Here is a 19,243-nt window from a genome sequence, read left to right as displayed (position 1 = left end):
ACCTGCTCCCGAACCCGAGCCTGAGCCACCTGCTCCCGAACCCGAGCCTGAGCCACCTGCTCCCGAACCCGAGCCTGAGCCATTACCTCCTATCCCTGAGCCATTACCTCCTATCCCTGAGCCATTACCTCCTATCACTGATCCAGATCCTCCGATTTTCCCAGGAGATGATGAGGTTATTCCTGAGCCCACTTCTATTCTCGCTTCCCTCTTACTAGGAGCAGGATTTATGTGGCGCAAGTCTAAAAAATAAGCTCTTATGTAGCTAAAATACTGTAATTTGAACAACCTACTCTTTTGGGTAGGTTTTTTGGTTATTAACCCTTATCATAGTTATGAAGACCTTGGGATACCTTCGTTTCGTTCCGCTTCACTCGCTATGATGTTCTTATATTTAATTGCTTTTATTTACTTTCTTGATATGTCAGAATTATATATTTCTTGGGCTGATTACCATCAGAAAATTGAAATCCTCGCTCGTCAAATTTATCTATCAGGTTGGGAATTTAATCAAATTGTCTGTATTGCTAAAGGTGGTTTACGCATAGGTGATATTTTTTGTCGTCTTTTTGATCAACCCTTAGCTATTCTCTACGCTAAATCCTATGGGGGTGACGGTAACCGCACTAGAGGAGAAATTACCATCGCTGAACAATTATTAAATCTTGAACCTAAATTAGGTAATAAAGTTTTGTTAGTGGATGATTTGGCTGATTCAGGAGTGAGTTTACAACGTAGTGTAGATTGGTTGTTAGCTAATTTTCACCAAGACATTGACGAGATACGCACCGCGGTGATTTGGGTAAAAGGTGCTAGTATCATTACTCCTGATTATTATGTTGATTATCTTCCCGATAATCCTTGGATACATCAACCTTTTGAGCGCTATGAGCTGATGAGTCCAAAAGATTTAAGTAGGTAAGTAGGTATCTGAAGACAAAGGTTACTGGTTGAGGTAGGGTGTACGGTGTGGGGTGTAGGGAATTTTTGGCTCCCAAAATTAATATAGAGCTACTTTCCAAGGGAACTCCGGAAGAGGAAACTCCCGAATAGTTAGACTATTAGTGGGTTTCATAACTTATAGGGCACAAAGTTTGCGCCCTAGAGTGTGGAAGTTTGAGCAAATTTACTTACTCACTAGCTTTAGGAGTAGCGCCAAATTGTTCGATTAACACCTCTTTAAGTTGGGATTTGAGTTCATCACAAGCAACCCCTTTAGCAAATAGACTACCTAATTTAGCCTCTTTCCCTACCTTTCCTCCTGTATAAATATTAACTCCTTCACCGCGTTTACCATTTTTACTGACTTTAGTACCTATTAAACCAATATCACCGGCTTGAGCTTGTCCACAAGAGTTAGGACAACCAGTCCAATGTATTCTTACTCTTTCGGGGATATTTAATTCTTGGTCTAATTCTTGGGCTAAAGCTAAAGCTCTTTGTTTAGTTTCAATAATAGCAAAGTTGCAATAACGCGCACCTGTACAAGAAATCACAGAACGAGTTAAAGTAGATGGATTAATACTAAATTGCTCTAACAAGGGTTCAGCTAAAAAAGTAGTCAGATTTTCATCTTTAATGTAGGGAATAATCATATTTTGCTCTACAGTCAGACGAATTTCTCCATTACCATAAACTTCAGCTAATCTAGCTACATCAAACATTTGTTGAGCGTTTAAACGCCCCATCGGAACGTGTAAACCTACATAACTATAACCTGCTTGTTTCTGGGGATAGACTCCGAGATGGTCTTTTTTATCTTCAGTAATTTCGTCTTCAGCTGCTGCTTTAGCTAAGGGTTTACCGAGTTCTTCCTCAACAACCTCGCGGAATTTCTCTACACCCCATTTATCGATCAACCACATCAATCTAGACTTACCGCGATTTTGGCGTAACCCCGCAGTTAAACCATGTTCTGTATAGACTTTTAAAATGGTGCAGGATAAGTCTATCACCTCATCGTTAGCTCTTACCCACACATTTAAGGGTATTGATTCAGCACAACGTTGAGCAGACAGATAACCCCCAACAATCACATTAAAGCCTAATTCTCCCTCTTGATAAGCCGGAATAAAGGCAATATCATTGATTTCGGCGTGAATTGAGTTATCTCTTGCTCCTTCAATGGCTATATTCAATTTTCGTGGAAGGTTAGCAAATTCGGGATTACCTTCACCATGGTTAGTGATTTTATCCTGTAGTTTTTGCACTAGTTCTCTAGTATCGATGAGTTCATCGGGATCTATACCAGCTACTGGAGAGCCTGTGATATTGCGCACGTTATCAAAACCTGATTGAATACTGGTTAATCCTAGGGTTTGAAAGCGCTCAAACATTGCGGGAATGTCTTCTAAACGTACTCCTCGCAGTTGGATATTTTGACGGGTGGTGATATCAGCGCTACCATCATCCCCATAGCGTTGGACGATTTCTCCTAGATAACTCATTTGTGTCGCTGTTAAACATCCGTTAGGAATGCGTAAACGCAACATGAATTTACCTGGTGTTACGGGACGATAGAAAATGCCTAACCATTTGAGACGGACTTCTAAATCAGTTTTGTCCATCGCTTCCCAACCAATTTGAGCAAAATGTTCTAATTCTTCTTTTACCGCTAAACCTGGTTTTTCCAGTTTGGCTTGTTCTATTTTATGTAATTTTATTTCTGCTTTATCAGCGGTTTGCATCTTTATTATCCTATGTTTTTAGTTTAAAAAACTTTCAGTCTAAACATAGGTTACAAATTTAAGTTCTGATAATTTGTATTTTTATTTACTAAATATCTGCCGATTTGCGTTTATTGCATAATCATAATGCTTTTTATCGAAGCTAAAAAAAGAGGGATTAAACCCTCTTGTGCGATTTTGTGTTATTCTTCTGAGCTAACAGCTGCTAAATCTTCTTCTATCGCTGAAGGGATTTCTGTATCTTCGCTATTGGCTTCAATTTCCAAAGAGGGGACTTCTTCGTCTGTGATTACTTCTGAGAGTTTCTGACGATATTTTTCCGCCATTTCTTCGGCTTTATCAAAGACTATATTTTTATCTTTGAGCATATCACCTGGTTCGGGCTCTAATTGTTTAGTAGATAAAGAAATGCGTCCTCTTTCTGCATCTAAATCGATGATCATTACTTTTAATTCATCGTTGACGTTGAACACGGTATGGGGTGTTTCTATGTGTTCGTGAGAAATTTCTGAGATGTGTAGTAATCCGCTGACTCCACCAATATCGATAAATGCTCCATATGGTTTGATTCCGCGCACTGCTCCAATTACTACTTCTCCTACTTCGAGACGATTCATTTTCTTCTCGACTAAAGCGCGACGATGACTCAAAACTAAACGGTTTCTTTCTTCATCTACTTCTAAAAATTTTAAGGGTAATTCTTGTCCCACTAAGTCTTCTTTAGCTTGACGGGTACTAATATGAGAACCAGGTATAAAACCTCTTAATCCTTCTATTCTAACTAATGCTCCACCGCGATTAGTCGCAAAGACTAAAGAACGTACAGTAGCGTCTTCTGTTTGTAACTGACGAACTCTCTCCCAAGCGCGCATATACTCAATACGACGTAAGGAAAGGGTTAATTGTCCGTCTTCGTTTTCGTCAGATAGTATAAAAAATTCTCTAGTTTCGTCTGCTTGTAATACTTCTAAGGGGTCATCCACCCGATTAATTGACATCTCTTGAATCGGAATGAATGCCGCTGTTTTAGCGCCAATGTCAATCAGTGCTCCTTTTTGTTCCATAGTGAAGACTGTACCCGGTACTATATCACCAGGGCTAAAGTGATAATCATATTTATCTAAAAGAGCGGCAAAATCTTCGTGAGTAAAACTTATTTTTGTATTATTTGTTTCCTGATTGACCATGTACTTGTTATTTCCTATTAAAATTGTTTTTGTCGTGGCTGTGCCTCCTGCTGATTTACACTCCAACAGTTGTCTCCAGTCTTGAGCAATCTAAGTTAATCTGAGTTTAATCGTCTTGACAAACGAGACAATCACGATTATAAGATTAATTAGATTCGTTAGCTTGTCATTGAGCCTAACCTTTATTTTTAGCACAAATAATATTATAAAGCAAAAATCAGTTTTTTTGCCTCTGGTATTTTTATCTTTTTTAATCAATATAGGGGTGAGTAGGTTAATTTAGGCTTCTGATAAAGAATAATGCCATTGAGACTCTTGGGTAGATTTGAGATTTTCTAGGGTAGCAACAAAGTCATTGATTCCTTGAAATTCTTCATAAACAGAAGCAAACCGAATATAAGCGACTTCGCTTTCTTCTTTGAGTAATGTTAAAACTAATTTACCAATGGCTTTAGTAGTGATTTCTTTTTGGGGAAGTTGTTGTACTTTTGTTTCGATTTCATCCACTAAACTATTGAGATGACTAGGAGAAATTCCAGTTTTTTCACAAGCTCTCACCATTCCTCGTAAAACTTTAGAGCGATCAAATGATTCTCTACTTCCGTCTTTTTTAATCACAGTCAAGGGAACAAATTCGATTCTTTCATAGGTGGTGAATCTTTGTTTACAGTTTAAACATTCTCGACGTCTTCTGATACTTTTTCCCCCTTCGGTAGAGCGGGATTCTAACACGCGACTATTACTATGTTGGCAGGAAGGACATTGCATAATCAAAAAATTAGCCGTTTTATTTCTATCTTAACTATAGTTTAAGATAGTTTAATACGGCTAGAAGGCAAAATCTCAAAAGATTAAGTTATTTGAACCTGATTAACGACTATTTGCTGATTCTAGGAGGCTCACGAAAGGCGATCGCGAAAAAGATGACACCAAGAGCTAGGGTTAATACTAAAATGTAAGCAGCGCTTTCCATGTTTTAAATCTCTAATCTACAATGTTTTTAACGAAGTCCCGTAACCTTTAGGTGAGAGGATTATGAACTACAGATAGCTGTTAACGCTATGGACTAATATTAACACAAAGCCGTCCTTTTAGGACGGGGTTTTAGATCTATTTTTTTGAGAATTTTAAAAATTAGTCATGATGCTCAAAATTTTATCTCTTAGTTTATTATTGCTGATTAGGTTAGAAATACCTAAAGCTGTGGCGACAACTGTTAACTCACCAACCCTAACTATCAGTAATAATGTTTCAGACAATCAGGTAATCTACGTTCATCCTACCCAAGGAGATGATCAAGGGGGTAGGGGTAGTGAAAATTCTCCTTTTCGGACGATTACTCAGGCTTTAATGTTGGCTAGTCCTAATAGTATCATTATGCTCTCTCCTGGTACTTACAGTGTGGAGTCGGGGGAAACTTTCCCTTTAATCTTAAATAATGTGACTATTCAGGGTTCGCCTCGCAGTCAAGGACATAATATAATTATCAGAGGTAGTGGTGACTATATTAGTCCTACAGGTGCTGGACAAAGTGTAACTATTGTTGCTACTTCGGAAGGAAGGTTAACAGGAGTAACAGTCACCAATCCCCACGATCGAGGTTATGGTTTATGGTTAGAATCAGCTAATTTAGAAATTACCAACAATACCTTTACTCGTAATGGTGGCTCAGGAATAGCCGTAAATGGGGAGAGTCAGGCTACTATTAGTAGAAACCATTTTTTTCATAATCGAGGGAATGGTTTAGTTGTCTATGGTAAAGGTACAATTGATGTAAGGGATAATACCTTCGAAAAAACTGGTTTTGGTATTAGTGTGATGGAAAATGGTCAAATCCAGTTAGAAAATAATCAAATTATTGGTAATCGTATCGGAGTTATCCTCGAAGGAAATGCTCAAGGTACTTTACGTAAAAATGTGATCGAACAGTCAACGGAACATGGTTTAGTGGCGATCGCTAATGCACAAGTTGACTTAGGTACTACTAGCGAATCTGGTGATAACCTCTTTATCAGTAATCGTGGTTTAGATATTCGCAATTTAACTGACAATACCATATTAGCGGTTGGTACACAGTTATCAGGAGATTTTGAAGGATCTTTAGATTTTGGTAATTCTCTAGTAGTTGATTCGGGAGATAGTCCAATATATATACCTGTTCCAGCTCCTGAGAATCCCCCACCTCTTCCTGTGACGACTAGTTATCGAGTCATTGTCTCTGTTAATGATCAACAAGAAGGTAAAATCAGAACATTATATCCTGGCGCATTTGCTACTGTCTATTCTGGACAACGAGTTTTACAAGTTGGTTTATTTTCTAATTGGGAAAACGCCCAACAGGTTTTAGAAGATTTAAAAGAGTTGGGCTTAAAAGAGATAATTATGCTAATCGATTAGTTAGATTCGAGCACTTTTTCCCGAATAGGCATTTCTCCATCAGTACCGATCACAAAGGTGCTATCATCGATAATAAAGTTACGGATACCATCCTGACTACTAGCTCTAAACGTATTACCCTCCCGTTCTATGACGGGAAAGATTTCATAACCAGTACCATCATGGAAAGTAATCACCATCTGAAAACTAGCTTCACCGATACAAATAGTAACTAAGCGACTTTCGGTTTTAAAGCTAGCTTCAGGAGGTCTCAAACCACAAACACTAAAGGCTTGGGCTGGTTGATGGTAAAAAGGAGAGATTGCCAAAGCTAGAGCGAACAATTTAGCTAATTTCATGGTATTTATCCTCTAAATCAAAGATATTGAACATTCGACAATCTATTTTAGCGTTTGTAGCCACAATTGCTAAGTATCCCGGTGCAGGTATAATTTTAGTCAGAAACCATGGTGCAGAACTATTGAGTAACCTAGGAGGAAGGAGGGGGTTTAATTCGACGATTAGTTTAGCTAATCCATCAGCGATACCCTCTCCCGTTGCTTTTAACACTGCTTCTTTACTAGTCCAACCCTGAAAAAAAGCTAGAGATTGTACTGTCTCGGGACAATTACTGATAAATTCTGCTTCCTCGGGAGCAAAAAATCTGGTAGCGATTTTCACCGCATCAGGGAATTTGCGTAAGTATTCTACATCAATCCCAATGGGTTGATTCTCAGTGATAGCGTAAACAACCAAGTCTTCGGAGTGGGATAGATTAAACTCTAAGGTAGAATTACCAGCTATATAGGGTTTACCCTTAGCTGTATAGGCAAATTCTATCTCTGCAGGCTCTATCTGTAGATATTTACTTAAAATTATCCTCAGATAGCCACGACTAGTAATAAAAGTATCTCTCGGTTTGGGCAATTTATAACCATTGGCTCTGTTTAGTTCTGTTGGTGTTAATATACTCTGCAAATTAGGGATTGATTGTTGAGATTGACTAACATAAATAGACCAAATATGTACCTCAAAAGTTCCGAGATTAATTGGTTTCATGCGATCGCTTTGGCGCTTTGGGTAGCAGGTAAAATTTATCATAAAAAAGTGCTCGTCATCTTAGACAAACACTTTTAAAAACTTATTTAACTTGATTTTACAAACCGCCAGCTACTTTAACAGGATCATCAATAGGATTACTACCGACAAATAGTTGGTCACCAATTTTGAAGGAAATAAATAGAGGGATGTTATCAGGATCAGCACCAGCAGGAATTTGATCTTTAATACTTCTTAAGCTTGCTGTACCGAAGAAGAATTGTAAATCAACAAAACCGTCTGCGTTCAAATCTTCTAGGTTTCTATTGAATCGATTAGGTGCAACTCCATTACCAGCTAATAATTCATCAAGGTCAAAAGCAAGACGAACGCTAGTTCTATCTACATTATTTAAATTGAGAGTACCATTTCCCATGATAGCTGCAGGTACTACACCATTACCAGTGAAGTTAAAAGCACTAGGATTAGAAGTAGGTTTAAAGTTGATCAAACCGTCAACAGGAGTAATGGGATCTGGATCTTCATCGGGTGTAGCAGGTCCAACATCAGTAGCTACAATAGCTTCTAGAAGAGCGTCCGTACCGTCAGGGTTGAGACCATCACCCGCTATGATGCGTATTTCATCGAATTCTTTAACAACGTTATCACTAGAAAATTTATAATGAAAAACACCTGCTCTGGTCGCATTAGGGATATTCTGCCAATCAAAAGTACTAGTATCTTCAGCTCTGATAGTTCCAGTATGTTGAAGCTCCCCGTCATCAAATAACTGATAACTCATGACTTCACCAGTACCATTTTCTCCAGAATAAAAGTAGCTAAAAACAATGCCGCTATCTGTTCCACCTGTAGAGTACTGTCTATTAAATTGAATGGTCAAGGAGTCCCCTTTATCGGCTGTGGTTATTTGTTGATAATAACCGATTTCTTCTGGTGCTGTAGTGATTCCAGGCTTACCGATAACTTCAGTCGTGTTAACACCAATACCGAAGGTTGGTCCTGGTCCAAATTCTGCTGTAATCCCAGGATTATTGGGAGATGCCACTGTTACTGTAACTGGAGCAGTAGAAGAGATTAATCCATCTCTAGAGGGTGCGTCAAATACAGAACTAAAGCTACTATAGTCATCATCTCTGTTAACTGTAACGATATCGGTATCACCGTTTCCTGCGGGATTAGCGATCATTGTTTCAACAGCAGGATTATTGTTAAACCAATCAGCAACAGTAAAACCTTTAATAATAGTCATAATTCAATCTTTCACTCCTATAAGTATTTTCCGTATTTTTTGTAAGTGAATTTATTTAATTCTTTTTACTTACACTCTAAGTGTATAGGACTATACCTAAAATAGCAAGTGTTTTTACGCAAAAAAATGTAAAATTTTGTAAAGATTTAATTATTTACGTATAAATACGGTTTTTTCTGGTTCAGAGTAATAGTTATGATAAAAGGATGTGAGTTTAGAATTAAGAATGAGGCACTCAGAGAATAGGGAATGTCGGAGAGGTGAGCAGGGAGCTTCTGAGTATGATGTATAGGAATAATAGAACCTAACACCTAACTCCTATTCCAAAAACTCTCTAACTGTCTGTAGATAGCTTACTGAGTCCTCTAACATCGGAAAATGAGCGGTTTGAGGGATTTCTACGTAGGTAATTATAGGGTTTAAATCCGCGGCTTGACGTCCTAGATTAGCGGGAATAATGATATCTTTTTCCCCAGAAATTAGTAGAGTAGGGATGCTTAAGTGAGCAAATTTTTGGGGCATAGTTTCTACCGCTTTTTTACTGACAGAGGTGTAGATAGTACCTAAAGCGGCTTGTTGATTAGCGATGAGAAAATCTTCTAGAAAGGCTAGGCGATCGCTTTTCGGGATGGTACGATGGAGAAATCTTGCCATAAACAGGCGATCTAACCCGGGAATTTGCTTAAACCAGTGATAACGAAACTTAACTACATAACCACCAAAGAGATAAAAAGTCTCAAAAGCTAACTTATTGTACGTAAATATACCATTACAGGTTAAAATCAATTTCTCCACACGTTCGGGGTAATTACTAGCAAAGATTGCAGCGATGGAAGCACCCATAGAGTGACTGTTGAGATAAACCCTAGGGAGATTGAGGTTATCTAGTAATTCCTTTAAGTCTTCGGCGTAGTTTTCTAAATCATAGTTAAAGTTACTAGCGGTGGGAGATTTTCCAAACCCTGGTAAATCGTAGAGCAAACAGTCAAAGCGATCGCTTAGGGCTTGAGCAGTACTACGCCAGTATCGTAGAGAGCCTCCCCAACCATGGACAAACACCATAACTGGTTTATTGACTTGATTATGATCCTTTGTTACCCATTCACAATAATGGGGGATACCCCCCACTGTGATTATTTGCTCTCTTGATCCTCTCATGCTGATTCTGGTTTAGGGAGAGAAGAGGGATGTAGTAGTAATTCTGCGGTTGAGCGTTTTTCTACCATTTCCTTGGTGATTTCGCAACTACCTTTTTCTTGAGATGATGGATACTCGTACATAATATCTAACATCAATTCTTCCACAATACCTCGTAAAGCTCTCGCCCCTGTTTTACGTCTATAGGCTTCTTTGGCGATCGCCCTGAGTGCTTCTGAATTAAACTCTAGGTTGACTCCATCCATTTGCAAGAGTTTTTGATATTGTTTAACTAGGGCATTGCGAGGCTCTGTCAAGATAGAGATTAAGGCTTCTTCATCTAGAGGTGCTAGAGAAGCCATGACGGGAATACGTCCTACAAATTCAGGAATCATCCCAAATTTGACTAAATCATCTGGCTCTAGATTTGCCAATAAATTAGCGGTTCTTTTCTCTTTTGCTCCTCCTTCTCCAGGATGAATGAAGCCTATAGATTTTTTCCCTAAACGTTGTTCGATAATTTTTTCTAAACCGACGAAAGCTCCCCCACAGATAAACAAGATATTACTGGTGTCGATTTGGATGCAGTCTTGATAGGGGTGTTTTCTGCCTCCCTGTGGTGGTACATTAGCAATCGTTCCCTCTAGCATTTTCAACAGTGCTTGTTGTACACCTTCTCCTGAGACATCGCGAGTAATGGAGGGATTCTCGCTTTTACGAGCTACTTTATCGATTTCGTCTATGTAGATAATACCTCGTTGAGCTTCTTCTACGTCTAAATCTGCTACCTGTAATAATCGTAAGAGAATATTTTCTACATCCTCTCCCACATAACCCGCTTCTGTCAAAGTAGTTGCATCAGCTACAGCAAATGGTACGTCTAAGATTTTAGCTAGAGTTTGAGCCAGAAGAGTCTTTCCACAACCTGTCGGACCGATTAACAAGATATTAGACTTTTGCAGCTCGACATTATCTTCTTTGAGACTATTAGCTTGTTTATTAGTTTGGACTAAACTCAAGCGTTTGTAATGGTTATAAACTGCTACTGATAAGACTTTTTTAGCCGTTTCTTGCCCAATTACGTGTTCATCGAGATAATCTTTGATTTCTTTGGGTTTAGGTATTTCTCGGTGAGCAAAAGTTTCTTGTTGACGGCGACGTTTAGGGGGAGTAGATTCTCCTGGGGTAGGTTGAGCGACGTCATTTTTGGTTGGCTCTACCAACTCCTCATCTAAAATCTCATTGCATAAATCTACGCATTCGTCGCATATATATACACCTGGACCTGCGATTAGTTTGCGCACTTGTTCTTGAGATTTCCCACAAAATGAACATTTTAGATGGGAGTCGTACTTTGCCATATTCGCCTCTCTAGCTTTTTATATTGATTCTACGATAACTTCAGGTTGATAAACACCTGGTTTAGAGATTATTTGATCGATTAGACCGTATTCTACTGCCTTTTGTGCAGACATGTAAAAATCTCGTTCTGTATCTATACTAACCTTTTCTAAGGGTTGTCCGGTGTGTTCAGCTAATAATTGATTTAATCTTTTCTTAATGAACAGAATTTCTTGAGCTTGAATTTGAATATCAGAAGCTTGTCCTTGAGCGCCACCTAGGGGTTGGTGAATCATCATGCGCGCGTTAGGTAGAGCCATGCGTTTTCCTTTTGCTCCTCCTGAGAGTAGGAATGCACCCATACTAGCAGCTATTCCATAGCAAATTGTGGCTACATCGGGGCGTACTTGCTGCATGGTATCATAAATCGCCATGCCCGCGTAAACTGAACCTCCAGGGGAGTTGATATAGATTTGAATATCTTTTTCGGGATCTTCTGCTTCTAAGAAGAGTAATTGTGCTGTTACTGAGTTGGAGATATCATCGTCTATAGGTGTCCCGATAAAGATTATTCTTTCTCTCAATAGTCGGGAATAGATATCAAATGCTCTTTCCCCTAAACCTGATTGTTCAATTACTACAGGTATAATATTTTTAAGGCTTTGATTGTGACTTAGGGAGTATATATCTTTTTTGTAATAACTTGTGTTGGCAGGATAAGATGACTCAGAGTAAAGCATATGGCTAGTTATAAGAGTGATTTTTCACGAATTTTGCTCACTTCTTCATCATAACAGATTAGGATAGGAATCAACAGATGACCCAATAAGAGAGACATGGTGTAGTAATACACCTATCTACTCTAACCTTATTGAACTCTGTTATTCTTCTGGGGTACTTTCTGTCTCTTCTGTACTTTCTGTTTCCTCCGTTAAAGATCCTTTAGGTACTAATTCTATTGTTGCTCTTTCTTGCAGCCAATTGAGAGTACTTTCGGTGGTCATTTCCTCTAAAATTACTTTTTTGAGACGATCTTCGTCGATATTTTGTCCTTCTAGTTGAGTTTTGACCTCTTCTATCCGTTGTTCAACCGCTGCTGAATCGGGGGTAATTCCTTCTTTAGCTGCGATCGCCGCGACAATCAAACGTTCTTTAATTTGTTTAATAGCATCAGGGCGAGCATTTTCACGTAAATTAGGAAGTACATCTGGTGTAAACACTTTTTTCACATCTACACCCATTTGTTGTATTTGCATCGCCGTTTGAGTCAGAATCTGGTTGACTTCTTCCTCAATCAGACTTTCTGGTATGGGAATCTCATTTCTGGTGACCAATTCAGCTAAAATCGCGTTATGACAGGCGCTTTTAGTCTCTTTTTCCGCTTGTTCCCGATATTGTTGTTCTAGGGAAGCTTGTAACTCGGCTATGGTGGCAAATTCGCTGATTTCTTGGGCGAAATCGTCATCTAAAGCGGGTAATTCTTGTTCTTTTAATTCTTTTAGAGTAATCGTAAAGATTACTTGTTGACCTTGGAGATCCTCTCTGGGGTAATCTTCAGGAAAAGTCAGAGTCAGATTTTTAGTCTCATCGATATTCATCCCCACTATACCATCGACAAAACCTGGGATAAATTTCTCTGTGACTAATTCCATCTCAAAGTTTTCCCCTTCTACCCCTTCGATTACTTCTAGGGTTTCTTCTTTGTTTTCTTGACCTTTATAGTCGATTACTGCTAAATCATTTAATTGTGCGCTACGATTTTCTACAGGAACTAGAGTAGCTTTAGAGGAGCGTTTTTCAGCTAGGATATTCTCTACTGTTGTAGGGTCATAGAGAGTCTCTTCAGCTTTAACGCTGATATTGCTATAGTCTTGTAGTTCAACTTCTGGGGGTATTTCTACCGACGCACTGAAAATTAGAGATTCTCCTGGTTGGTATTGTTGGACTAATTCTTCAAAATTGGAGCGCAACTTAAACCCACCGATGTACTGTATTTGTTCAGAAGCGATCGCCTCTTCTACGCTTTCTTGGATTAATTCTTCTAAAGCTGCTGCTTTAATTCTTTCTACTCCTAGACGTTGTAGGAGAATTTGTTGAGGTACTTTACCTTTACGAAAACCTGGAATATTTACCGACTTAACTAATTCTTGTACCTTTTTAGCATATTTTTGACGAGAACTCTCGCCGGAAATTTCTATTTCTAAACCTAACTGACTATCAGGAAGCTTTTCCTGGGTAACTTTCATGAATACTTTCTCTCTATTTTGCTCAACCAAAATTGTCTCTATTATGATATCCTAGCTTAATTGAGACAAATTAACAGTTTACAATAATATCATATTTTTAGTTTGGGGAGGAAATTTATTTGTCTGGTGAACTACGTGTCGCTATATTAGGGGCTACTGGCGCTGTTGGTACAGAAATGCTCCAGTTATTAGAAAGTCGCAATTTCCCGCTCGCCTCGTTACGTTTATTAGCCTCATCTCGCTCCGCGGGTAAAACTGTACAATTTAAACAGGAATCCTTAAAAGTAGAAGAGTTAACCGAAAATTCTTTTGAGGGTATAGATTTAGTTTTAGCCTCTGCAGGTGGAGAAATTTCTAAAACTTGGTTACCCATAGCAGTAAAAGCAGGAGCTGTAGCTGTAGATAATTCTAGCGCCTTTAGGATGAGTCCTGATGTTCCTTTAGTTGTACCAGAAATAAACCCCGAAGCGATCGCCCTTCATCAAGGGATTATCGCCAATCCTAATTGTACCACGATCATCATGGGTGTAAGTGTGTGGCCCTTACATCGAGTCAACCCGATTAAACGTCTGATCGTCTCTACCTATCAATCAGCTAGTGGAGCTGGTGCGCAAGCTATGGCAGAATTAACTCGTCAGGCTGAAGCAATTTTACAAGGAAAAACCCCTCCAACTAAAGCCTTTCCCTATCCCTTAGCTTTTAACTTATTCCCTCATAACTCTCCTCTCAACGAACAGGGTTATTGTCAAGAAGAGATGAAAATGGTTAATGAGACACGGAAAATTTTTAATGAACCTGAGTTTAAATTGAGTGCGACCTGTGTTAGAGTACCAGTATTGCGCGCTCACTCAGAAGCGATTAACCTAGAGTTTGATAGTCCTTTGGCTGTGAGTGAAGCTAGAGCAATTCTAGCTCAAGCGCCGGGAGTAAAATTAGTAGAAGATTGGCAAGCTAACTATTTTCCTATGCCTATAGATGCTACTGGTAAAGATGAAGTTTTGGTAGGGCGTATCCGTCAAGACATTTCCTTAGAGAATGGCTTAGAATTGTGGGTATGTGGCGACCAAATTCGTAAAGGGGCTGCTTTAAATGCTGTACAAATAGCAGAACTATTAGTATCGAGAAGCGTTAAAACAAGATGAGTGATCCTTTATTGGGAAGATTAATCACCGCGATGGTGACACCATTTACTGAAGATAACCAGGTTAATTATGCTGTGGCTGAGGAATTGGCAGCTTATTTGGTAGAAAATGGCAGTGAAAGTTTAGTTATCTGTGGAACTACAGGAGAATCTCCTACTTTAAGTTGGGAAGAAGAACACGAATTATTCCAAGTAGTTAAACAAGCAGTAGCAGGAAAAGCTAAAATAATCGCAGGGACAGGCTCAAATTGTACCCAGGAAGCGATCGCCGCCACTCGTCTAGCAGCTTCCCTTGGTTTAGACGCTTCCTTACAAGTAGTTCCCTATTATAATAAACCTCCCCAAGCAGGATTATACGAACATTTTCGGGCGATCGCCAAAGCTGCACCAGATTTGCCGATGATGTTGTATAATATACCTGGGAGGACAGGACAAAGTTTAACACCAGAAACTGTAGCTAAACTAGCAGAAATTGATAATATTATTGCAGTTAAAGAAGCTAGTGGTAATCTAGATACAGCCTGTGCTATTCGTACCCTGACTCCTGATTCTTTTGCTATTTATGCAGGAGATGACTTTATGACTCTACCACTGTTAACCGTAGGAGGAATAGGAGTGGTAAGTGTAGCTAGTCATCTCGTAGGTAAAGAAATTAAAGCAATGCTTACAGCTTTCCTAACAGGAGATACAGCTAAAGCTGTAGCGATGCAACTAAAATTATATCCTTTGTTTAAAGTGTTATTTTGTACCACTAATCCCATCCCTGTTAAAGCTGCACTAAAACTACAAGGATGGTCAGTAGGGTCACTACGTCTCCCTCTGGTTGAGATTAGTTCAGAATTAGAAGCACAACTAGCAGAAGTATTAAGCAATTTAGCCTTGATTAACAAACCATAAACAACAATCAAGTTTTTACGATCCACACAATCAATAAGGAGTAATATGCGTAAAAAAATAGACCAAAAACCAACCCTAAAAATCATTCCCCTAGGTGGCTTAGATGAAATAGGAAAGAATACTTGTATATTTGAGTACGAAGATGAATTAATTCTTTTAGACGCGGGTATAGCTTTTCCCACAGATGAAATGCACGGAGTTAATATTGTCTTACCAGACATGAGTTATTTACAAGAAAATCAACACCGTATCAAGGGAATGATTGTTACTCATGGACACGAAGATCATATTGGGGGAATCGCTTATCATTTAAAACAGATAGATATACCCATAATCTATGGTCCACATCTAGCGATGAACTTATTAAAGGATAAGCTAGAAGAAGCAGGATTATTAGCCAAGACTAATTTACAGAAAGTTCGCCCACGAGATATGGTCAGAATAGGGGAACATTTCGCCGTAGAATTTCTGCGCAATACTCATTCTATAGCAGATAGCTTTACCATCGCCCTGCATACCCCGATTGGCGTAGTGATTCATTCAGGAGACTTTAAATTTGACCATACACCAGTAGATGGAGAACATTTCGATATCCAGAAATTAGCCGAATATGGGGAAAAAGGAGTATTAGCTTTATTAAGTGACTCCACTAACGCAGAAGTACCAGGATTTACTCCCTCAGAAAGTTCAGTATATCCCAATCTAGATCGGGTATTTAGTAAAGCAGAAGGAAGAATTATGTTAACAACTTTTGCTTCATCGGTACACCGTGTTAATATTGTCCTGAATCTAGCTGCTAAACATGGCAGAAAAGTAGGGTTAGTGGGGCGATCGATGCTCAACGTAATCGCCCACGCGCGGAATTTGGGTTATATCAAATGTCAAGATGATTTGTTCGTAACTATGAGAGAATGTAATAACCTCTCTGATGATCAAGTATTAATCTTAACCACAGGATCTCAAGGTGAGCCTTTATCAGCTTTAACACGTATTTCTAAAGGAGAACACCGAGACTTAAAAATTCGTCAGGGAGATACAGTAATTTTCTCGGCTAATCCCATACCAGGTAACACCATCGCTGTAGTCAATACCATCGATAGATTGATGAAACTAGGAGCTAATGTAGTCTATGGTCGTAATCTCGGTATTCACGTTTCTGGTCATGGAGCACAAGAAGATCATAAACTGATGTTAGCTTTGACTAAACCTAAATTCTTTGTACCTGTACACGGAGAATATCGGATGTTAATCAAACATTCTGAAACAGCCCAAAGTATGGGTGTACCTAAAGAAAATATGGTAATCGTCCAAAATGGAGATGTGATCGAATTAACCCAAGATAGCATAGCCATCGCCTCTGCTGTAACTTCAGGAATTAAATTAGTAGATCGCGCGGGTATTGTCCACCAAGAAGTAATGCTGCAACGTCAACAACTAGCAGACGATGGCGTAATTAGTGTAGCTGCTAGTCTAGATTGGAACGGTACATTATTAAGCAAACCCGTAATTAACTTCAAAGGAGTAGTTACTAATATCAAAGAATCCCTACTCCAAGAATTAATTATCCGCAATGTGGAGAAAGTTATTAAGACACGTTGGTCAGATTTTAGCGAAACTAGTAACGGTGAGTCTCAGGTACAATGGAAGGCTTTAACCAAGGAAATAGAGTTAAGTTTGAGTCGCTTGATTAAACGAGAAACCCAAACCCAACCTCTAGTGATGTTCTTATTACAACATCCAGAAAACCCCGACAAAGAAGGCAAACCCGAAGTAACCAAAGAAGATACCAAAGTATATCGTCGTAAACGTCCTACTGCTTCCATCGCTTCTTAAGGAATCAAAGATATCGTGGCTAAATCAGAAACCTCCTCTTCTCTTAATCGTACTCCCCTTTATGAACTAAATCTAGCTCATAAAGCCCGATTTACTGAATTTTCAGGCTGGGAAATGCCTGTACAATACGAAGGATTAAAACAAGAACATCAACGAGTCCGTACCGCTGTAGGGATGTTTGATATTTCTCATATGGGTAAATTTTTACTCGCGGGTGAAAACCTAATCTCGGAGTTAGAGTATTTAGTACCCTCAAAATTGAGTAATTTACAACCAGGACAAGCTCAATACACAGTGTTACTTAATCAAGCAGGAGGTATTATTGACGACATTATCTTTTACTATCAAGGTAAGAATAGTCAAGGTTTAGACCATGGCGTAATGATCGTCAACGCAGGGACAAAAGCTAAAGATAAAAATTGGCTCAAAGAGCATTTAGACAGCGATAGAGTGGAGTTTAGCGACGTTTCTAGTCGCGTCCTGATTGCTCTACAAGGTCCAGAATCAGCTCAAATACTGGGTAATCTAGTTAAAGAAGATTTGAGTAAAATAGGTGCTTTTGGTCATTTTAGCACTACTATTAACTCAGCTCCTGTATTTATAGCTAGAACTGGATATACAGGAGAGGATGGCTTTGAGATTATGCTAGAAGCCGAAGCAGGACAAAAATTATGGCGATCGCTGCTAGAGTCAGGAGTCACTCCCTGTGGTTTAGGGGCCAGGGATACTCTACGTTTAGAAGCTGCTATGTCTCTCTATGGACAAGATATAGACGAAACCACCACCCCAATTGAAGCGGGTTTAGGGTGGATCGTACATCTAGATCAAAAAGGTGATTTTATCGGGAGAGAAATACTAGAAACCCAAAAAAAAGAGGGAGTATCTCGACGTTTAGTAGGTTTAGTCATGGAAGGAAAACAAATCGCCCGTCATGATTATCCTTTAGTGTATCAAGGTACAATAGTAGGTAAGGTAACCAGTGGTAGTCCAGGTCCAACGGTAAATCAGGCGATCGCCCTAGGTTATCTTCCCCCTAAATTAGCCAAAATTGGTCAAGAGATAGAGGTAGAAATCCGCGGTAAATTATATCCGGCTAAAGTAGTTAAAAAACCGTTTTATCGCAGTGAATCTCGTCTCAAAGTAGCTATAATCTGATAATTAGCTTCAGGAAATTTATACTGATCTATTTCCGTTAAATTAACCCAACGAACCTCAGCACATTCTAAAGGCTGGGGTTCGCCTTTAATAATCTGACAATGATGTACAATTAAAGTTACAGTAAATATTTGATAGTCATGGGTAATGGTGATGAGATGTTCACCAACTCTCACCTCGACCCCTAATTCTTCTGTTATTTCTCTATAGATACAAGCTTCTACACTTTCTGAGGGTTCAATTTTACCTCCAGGGAACTCCCATAAACCCGCCATAACCCCTGTAGGGAGTCGGCGATCTATGAGAATACGTCCTTGATGATCAGCAATGACAGCGACTCCGATACGTTTAGATGGTTGGGTGGTCATGATCTGAGTCAGAAGGAAAAAGATCGCTTCCTGCTAAGGATTTTTCAAAATTTAATCTTTGTTCAGCGTTACGTAAAAAATAACCACTCATCATCGCTGATGCTAAGAGTCTTCCTAAATGTTCTCTACTAGTATTGATACTAACGCCAAAGTGTTCTGAGGGTAAATTACCTAATAAACCTATAATGTTGCGCTCCATAACTTGGAAAACTTCACTAGATTGGGGTTTAGATAATTGAGCAATGGTTTCAGGACTTAATGACTGTACATATTGCCATAATCCTAGTCCTGATTCATGATTGTCACCCTCAAAAAACTCACGGGACTGATTAGGATGTTGATTCATAATAGTCTCTTGTTACTCCTTTAAGAATGCTGCTTATTTCTATTTTAGTGTAACTATTTTTGAGAATTAACCTAGATCGGAAAACCGTTCTTAAATTGACAAAAATCACCAAATAAAGTTAAAATGTGGACAAAGGATTCAAGTCCTCTTCTTAGCTTAACCGCGAGAAGCCTCAAGCTTTATTTTCTCAAATAAGCGTGAGATGAATCGCGTCCTTATTT

At 39.0% G+C, this 19,243-nt stretch carries 20 protein-coding genes; 7 read left to right on the top strand and 13 right to left on the bottom strand.

The window, feature by feature from the left end; translation table 11 throughout:
• Both EA365_16875 and EA365_16870 read left to right on the top strand, forming a co-directional pair.
• Positions 1-253 (top strand): PEP-CTERM sorting domain-containing protein (locus EA365_16875; protein TVQ41790.1); only part of this gene is annotated, 253 nt, incomplete at its 5' end.
• A gap of 168 nt (positions 254-421) precedes the next feature.
• A complete protein-coding gene (locus tag EA365_16870) occupies positions 422-922 on the top strand; it encodes a phosphoribosyltransferase (GenBank protein TVQ41791.1) in 501 nt (166 codons plus the stop codon).
• Between the two features lie 208 nt (positions 923-1,130).
• Here the strand turns inward: EA365_16870 and EA365_16865 are convergent, their stop codons facing one another.
• The 4 genes from EA365_16865 to EA365_16850 form a co-directional block, all read right to left on the bottom strand.
• Positions 1,131-2,687: a ferredoxin--nitrite reductase gene (locus tag EA365_16865; GenBank protein TVQ41789.1), complete on the bottom strand. Its 1,557-nt coding sequence runs from the start codon at positions 2,685-2,687 to the stop codon at positions 1,131-1,133.
• 182 nt (positions 2,688-2,869) lie between these two features.
• Positions 2,870-3,874 carry a S1 RNA-binding domain-containing protein gene (locus EA365_16860; protein ID TVQ41788.1) on the bottom strand — a complete coding sequence of 335 codons (1,005 nt, stop codon included), beginning with the start codon at positions 3,872-3,874 and terminating at the stop codon, positions 2,870-2,872.
• A gap of 279 nt (positions 3,875-4,153) precedes the next feature.
• Entirely contained in the window at positions 4,154-4,642 is a 489-nt protein-coding gene (gene nrdR, locus EA365_16855; GenBank protein ID TVQ41787.1) for a transcriptional regulator NrdR, read from the bottom strand.
• A gap of 109 nt (positions 4,643-4,751) precedes the next feature.
• On the bottom strand, positions 4,752-4,847 hold the full coding sequence (locus EA365_16850) for a photosystem II reaction center protein T (protein ID TVQ41786.1): 96 nt from the start codon (positions 4,845-4,847) through the stop codon (positions 4,752-4,754).
• A gap of 167 nt (positions 4,848-5,014) precedes the next feature.
• Here EA365_16850 and EA365_16845 point away from each other — a divergent pair, with 167 nt between their 5' ends.
• A complete protein-coding gene (locus EA365_16845; GenBank protein ID TVQ41785.1) occupies positions 5,015-6,271 on the top strand; it encodes a DUF1565 domain-containing protein in 1,257 nt (418 codons plus the stop codon).
• Here the strand turns inward: EA365_16845 and EA365_16840 are convergent.
• The 7 genes from EA365_16840 to EA365_16810 form a co-directional block, all read right to left on the bottom strand.
• On the bottom strand, positions 6,268-6,609 hold the full coding sequence (locus tag EA365_16840; protein ID TVQ41784.1) for a hypothetical protein: 342 nt from the start codon (positions 6,607-6,609) through the stop codon (positions 6,268-6,270). The two genes, EA365_16845 and EA365_16840, sit on opposite strands and share 4 nt — an antisense overlap.
• Positions 6,596-7,351, bottom strand: a complete 756-nt coding sequence (locus EA365_16835) for a 4'-phosphopantetheinyl transferase superfamily protein (protein ID TVQ41783.1) — start codon at positions 7,349-7,351, stop codon at positions 6,596-6,598. The genes EA365_16840 and EA365_16835 overlap by 14 nt, the downstream gene beginning before the upstream one ends.
• A 55-nt stretch (positions 7,352-7,406) precedes the next feature.
• Positions 7,407-8,558: a hypothetical protein gene (locus EA365_16830; GenBank protein ID TVQ41782.1), complete on the bottom strand. Its 1,152-nt coding sequence runs from the start codon at positions 8,556-8,558 to the stop codon at positions 7,407-7,409.
• Between the two features lie 318 nt (positions 8,559-8,876).
• Positions 8,877-9,716 (bottom strand): alpha/beta hydrolase, encoded by an 840-nt coding sequence (locus tag EA365_16825; GenBank protein ID TVQ41781.1) that lies wholly within the window; start codon positions 9,714-9,716, stop codon positions 8,877-8,879.
• Complete coding sequence (gene clpX / locus EA365_16820) at positions 9,713-11,056, bottom strand: ATP-dependent protease ATP-binding subunit ClpX (protein TVQ41780.1); 1,344 nt, start codon at positions 11,054-11,056, stop codon at positions 9,713-9,715. The genes EA365_16825 and clpX overlap by 4 nt, the downstream gene beginning before the upstream one ends.
• Positions 11,057-11,074: 18 nt before the next feature.
• Positions 11,075-11,776 (bottom strand): ATP-dependent Clp endopeptidase proteolytic subunit ClpP, encoded by a 702-nt coding sequence (gene clpP, locus EA365_16815; protein TVQ41779.1) that lies wholly within the window; start codon positions 11,774-11,776, stop codon positions 11,075-11,077.
• A 141-nt stretch (positions 11,777-11,917) separates the two neighbouring features.
• Positions 11,918-13,282, bottom strand: a complete 1,365-nt coding sequence (locus EA365_16810) for a trigger factor (protein TVQ41778.1) — start codon at positions 13,280-13,282, stop codon at positions 11,918-11,920.
• Positions 13,283-13,401: 119 nt separating this feature from the next.
• On the opposite strand from EA365_16810, the gene EA365_16805 reads away from it, so the two are divergent.
• From EA365_16805 to gcvT, 4 genes are read left to right on the top strand one after another with little or no spacing between them, the layout of a single operon-like run.
• Complete coding sequence (locus EA365_16805; protein TVQ41777.1) at positions 13,402-14,424, top strand: aspartate-semialdehyde dehydrogenase; 1,023 nt, start codon at positions 13,402-13,404, stop codon at positions 14,422-14,424.
• Positions 14,421-15,320: a 4-hydroxy-tetrahydrodipicolinate synthase gene (gene dapA / locus EA365_16800; protein ID TVQ41776.1), complete on the top strand. Its 900-nt coding sequence runs from the start codon at positions 14,421-14,423 to the stop codon at positions 15,318-15,320. The genes EA365_16805 and dapA overlap by 4 nt, the downstream gene beginning before the upstream one ends.
• A 45-nt stretch (positions 15,321-15,365) precedes the next feature.
• Positions 15,366-17,153: a ribonuclease J gene (locus EA365_16795; protein TVQ41775.1), complete on the top strand. Its 1,788-nt coding sequence runs from the start codon at positions 15,366-15,368 to the stop codon at positions 17,151-17,153.
• 15 nt (positions 17,154-17,168) lie between these two features.
• The gene (gene gcvT, locus EA365_16790; protein TVQ41774.1) at positions 17,169-18,308 is read left to right on the top strand and encodes a glycine cleavage system aminomethyltransferase GcvT; all 1,140 of its coding nucleotides are present in this window, start codon (positions 17,169-17,171) and stop codon (positions 18,306-18,308) included.
• Here gcvT and mutT read toward each other — a convergent pair.
• A complete protein-coding gene (gene mutT / locus EA365_16785; GenBank protein TVQ41773.1) occupies positions 18,269-18,676 on the bottom strand; it encodes an 8-oxo-dGTP diphosphatase MutT in 408 nt (135 codons plus the stop codon). The two genes, gcvT and mutT, sit on opposite strands and share 40 nt — an antisense overlap.
• Positions 18,657-19,022 (bottom strand): DUF760 domain-containing protein, encoded by a 366-nt coding sequence (locus tag EA365_16780; protein ID TVQ41772.1) that lies wholly within the window; start codon positions 19,020-19,022, stop codon positions 18,657-18,659. The genes mutT and EA365_16780 overlap by 20 nt, the downstream gene beginning before the upstream one ends.
• Positions 19,023-19,243 lie beyond the last annotated feature (221 nt).

It is taken from the genome of Gloeocapsa sp. DLM2.Bin57, assembly GCA_007693955.1.
Classification (GTDB): Bacteria; Cyanobacteriota; Cyanobacteriia; order Cyanobacteriales; family Gloeocapsaceae; genus Gloeocapsa.
This window is presented reverse-complemented; position numbering and strand designations above follow the sequence as displayed.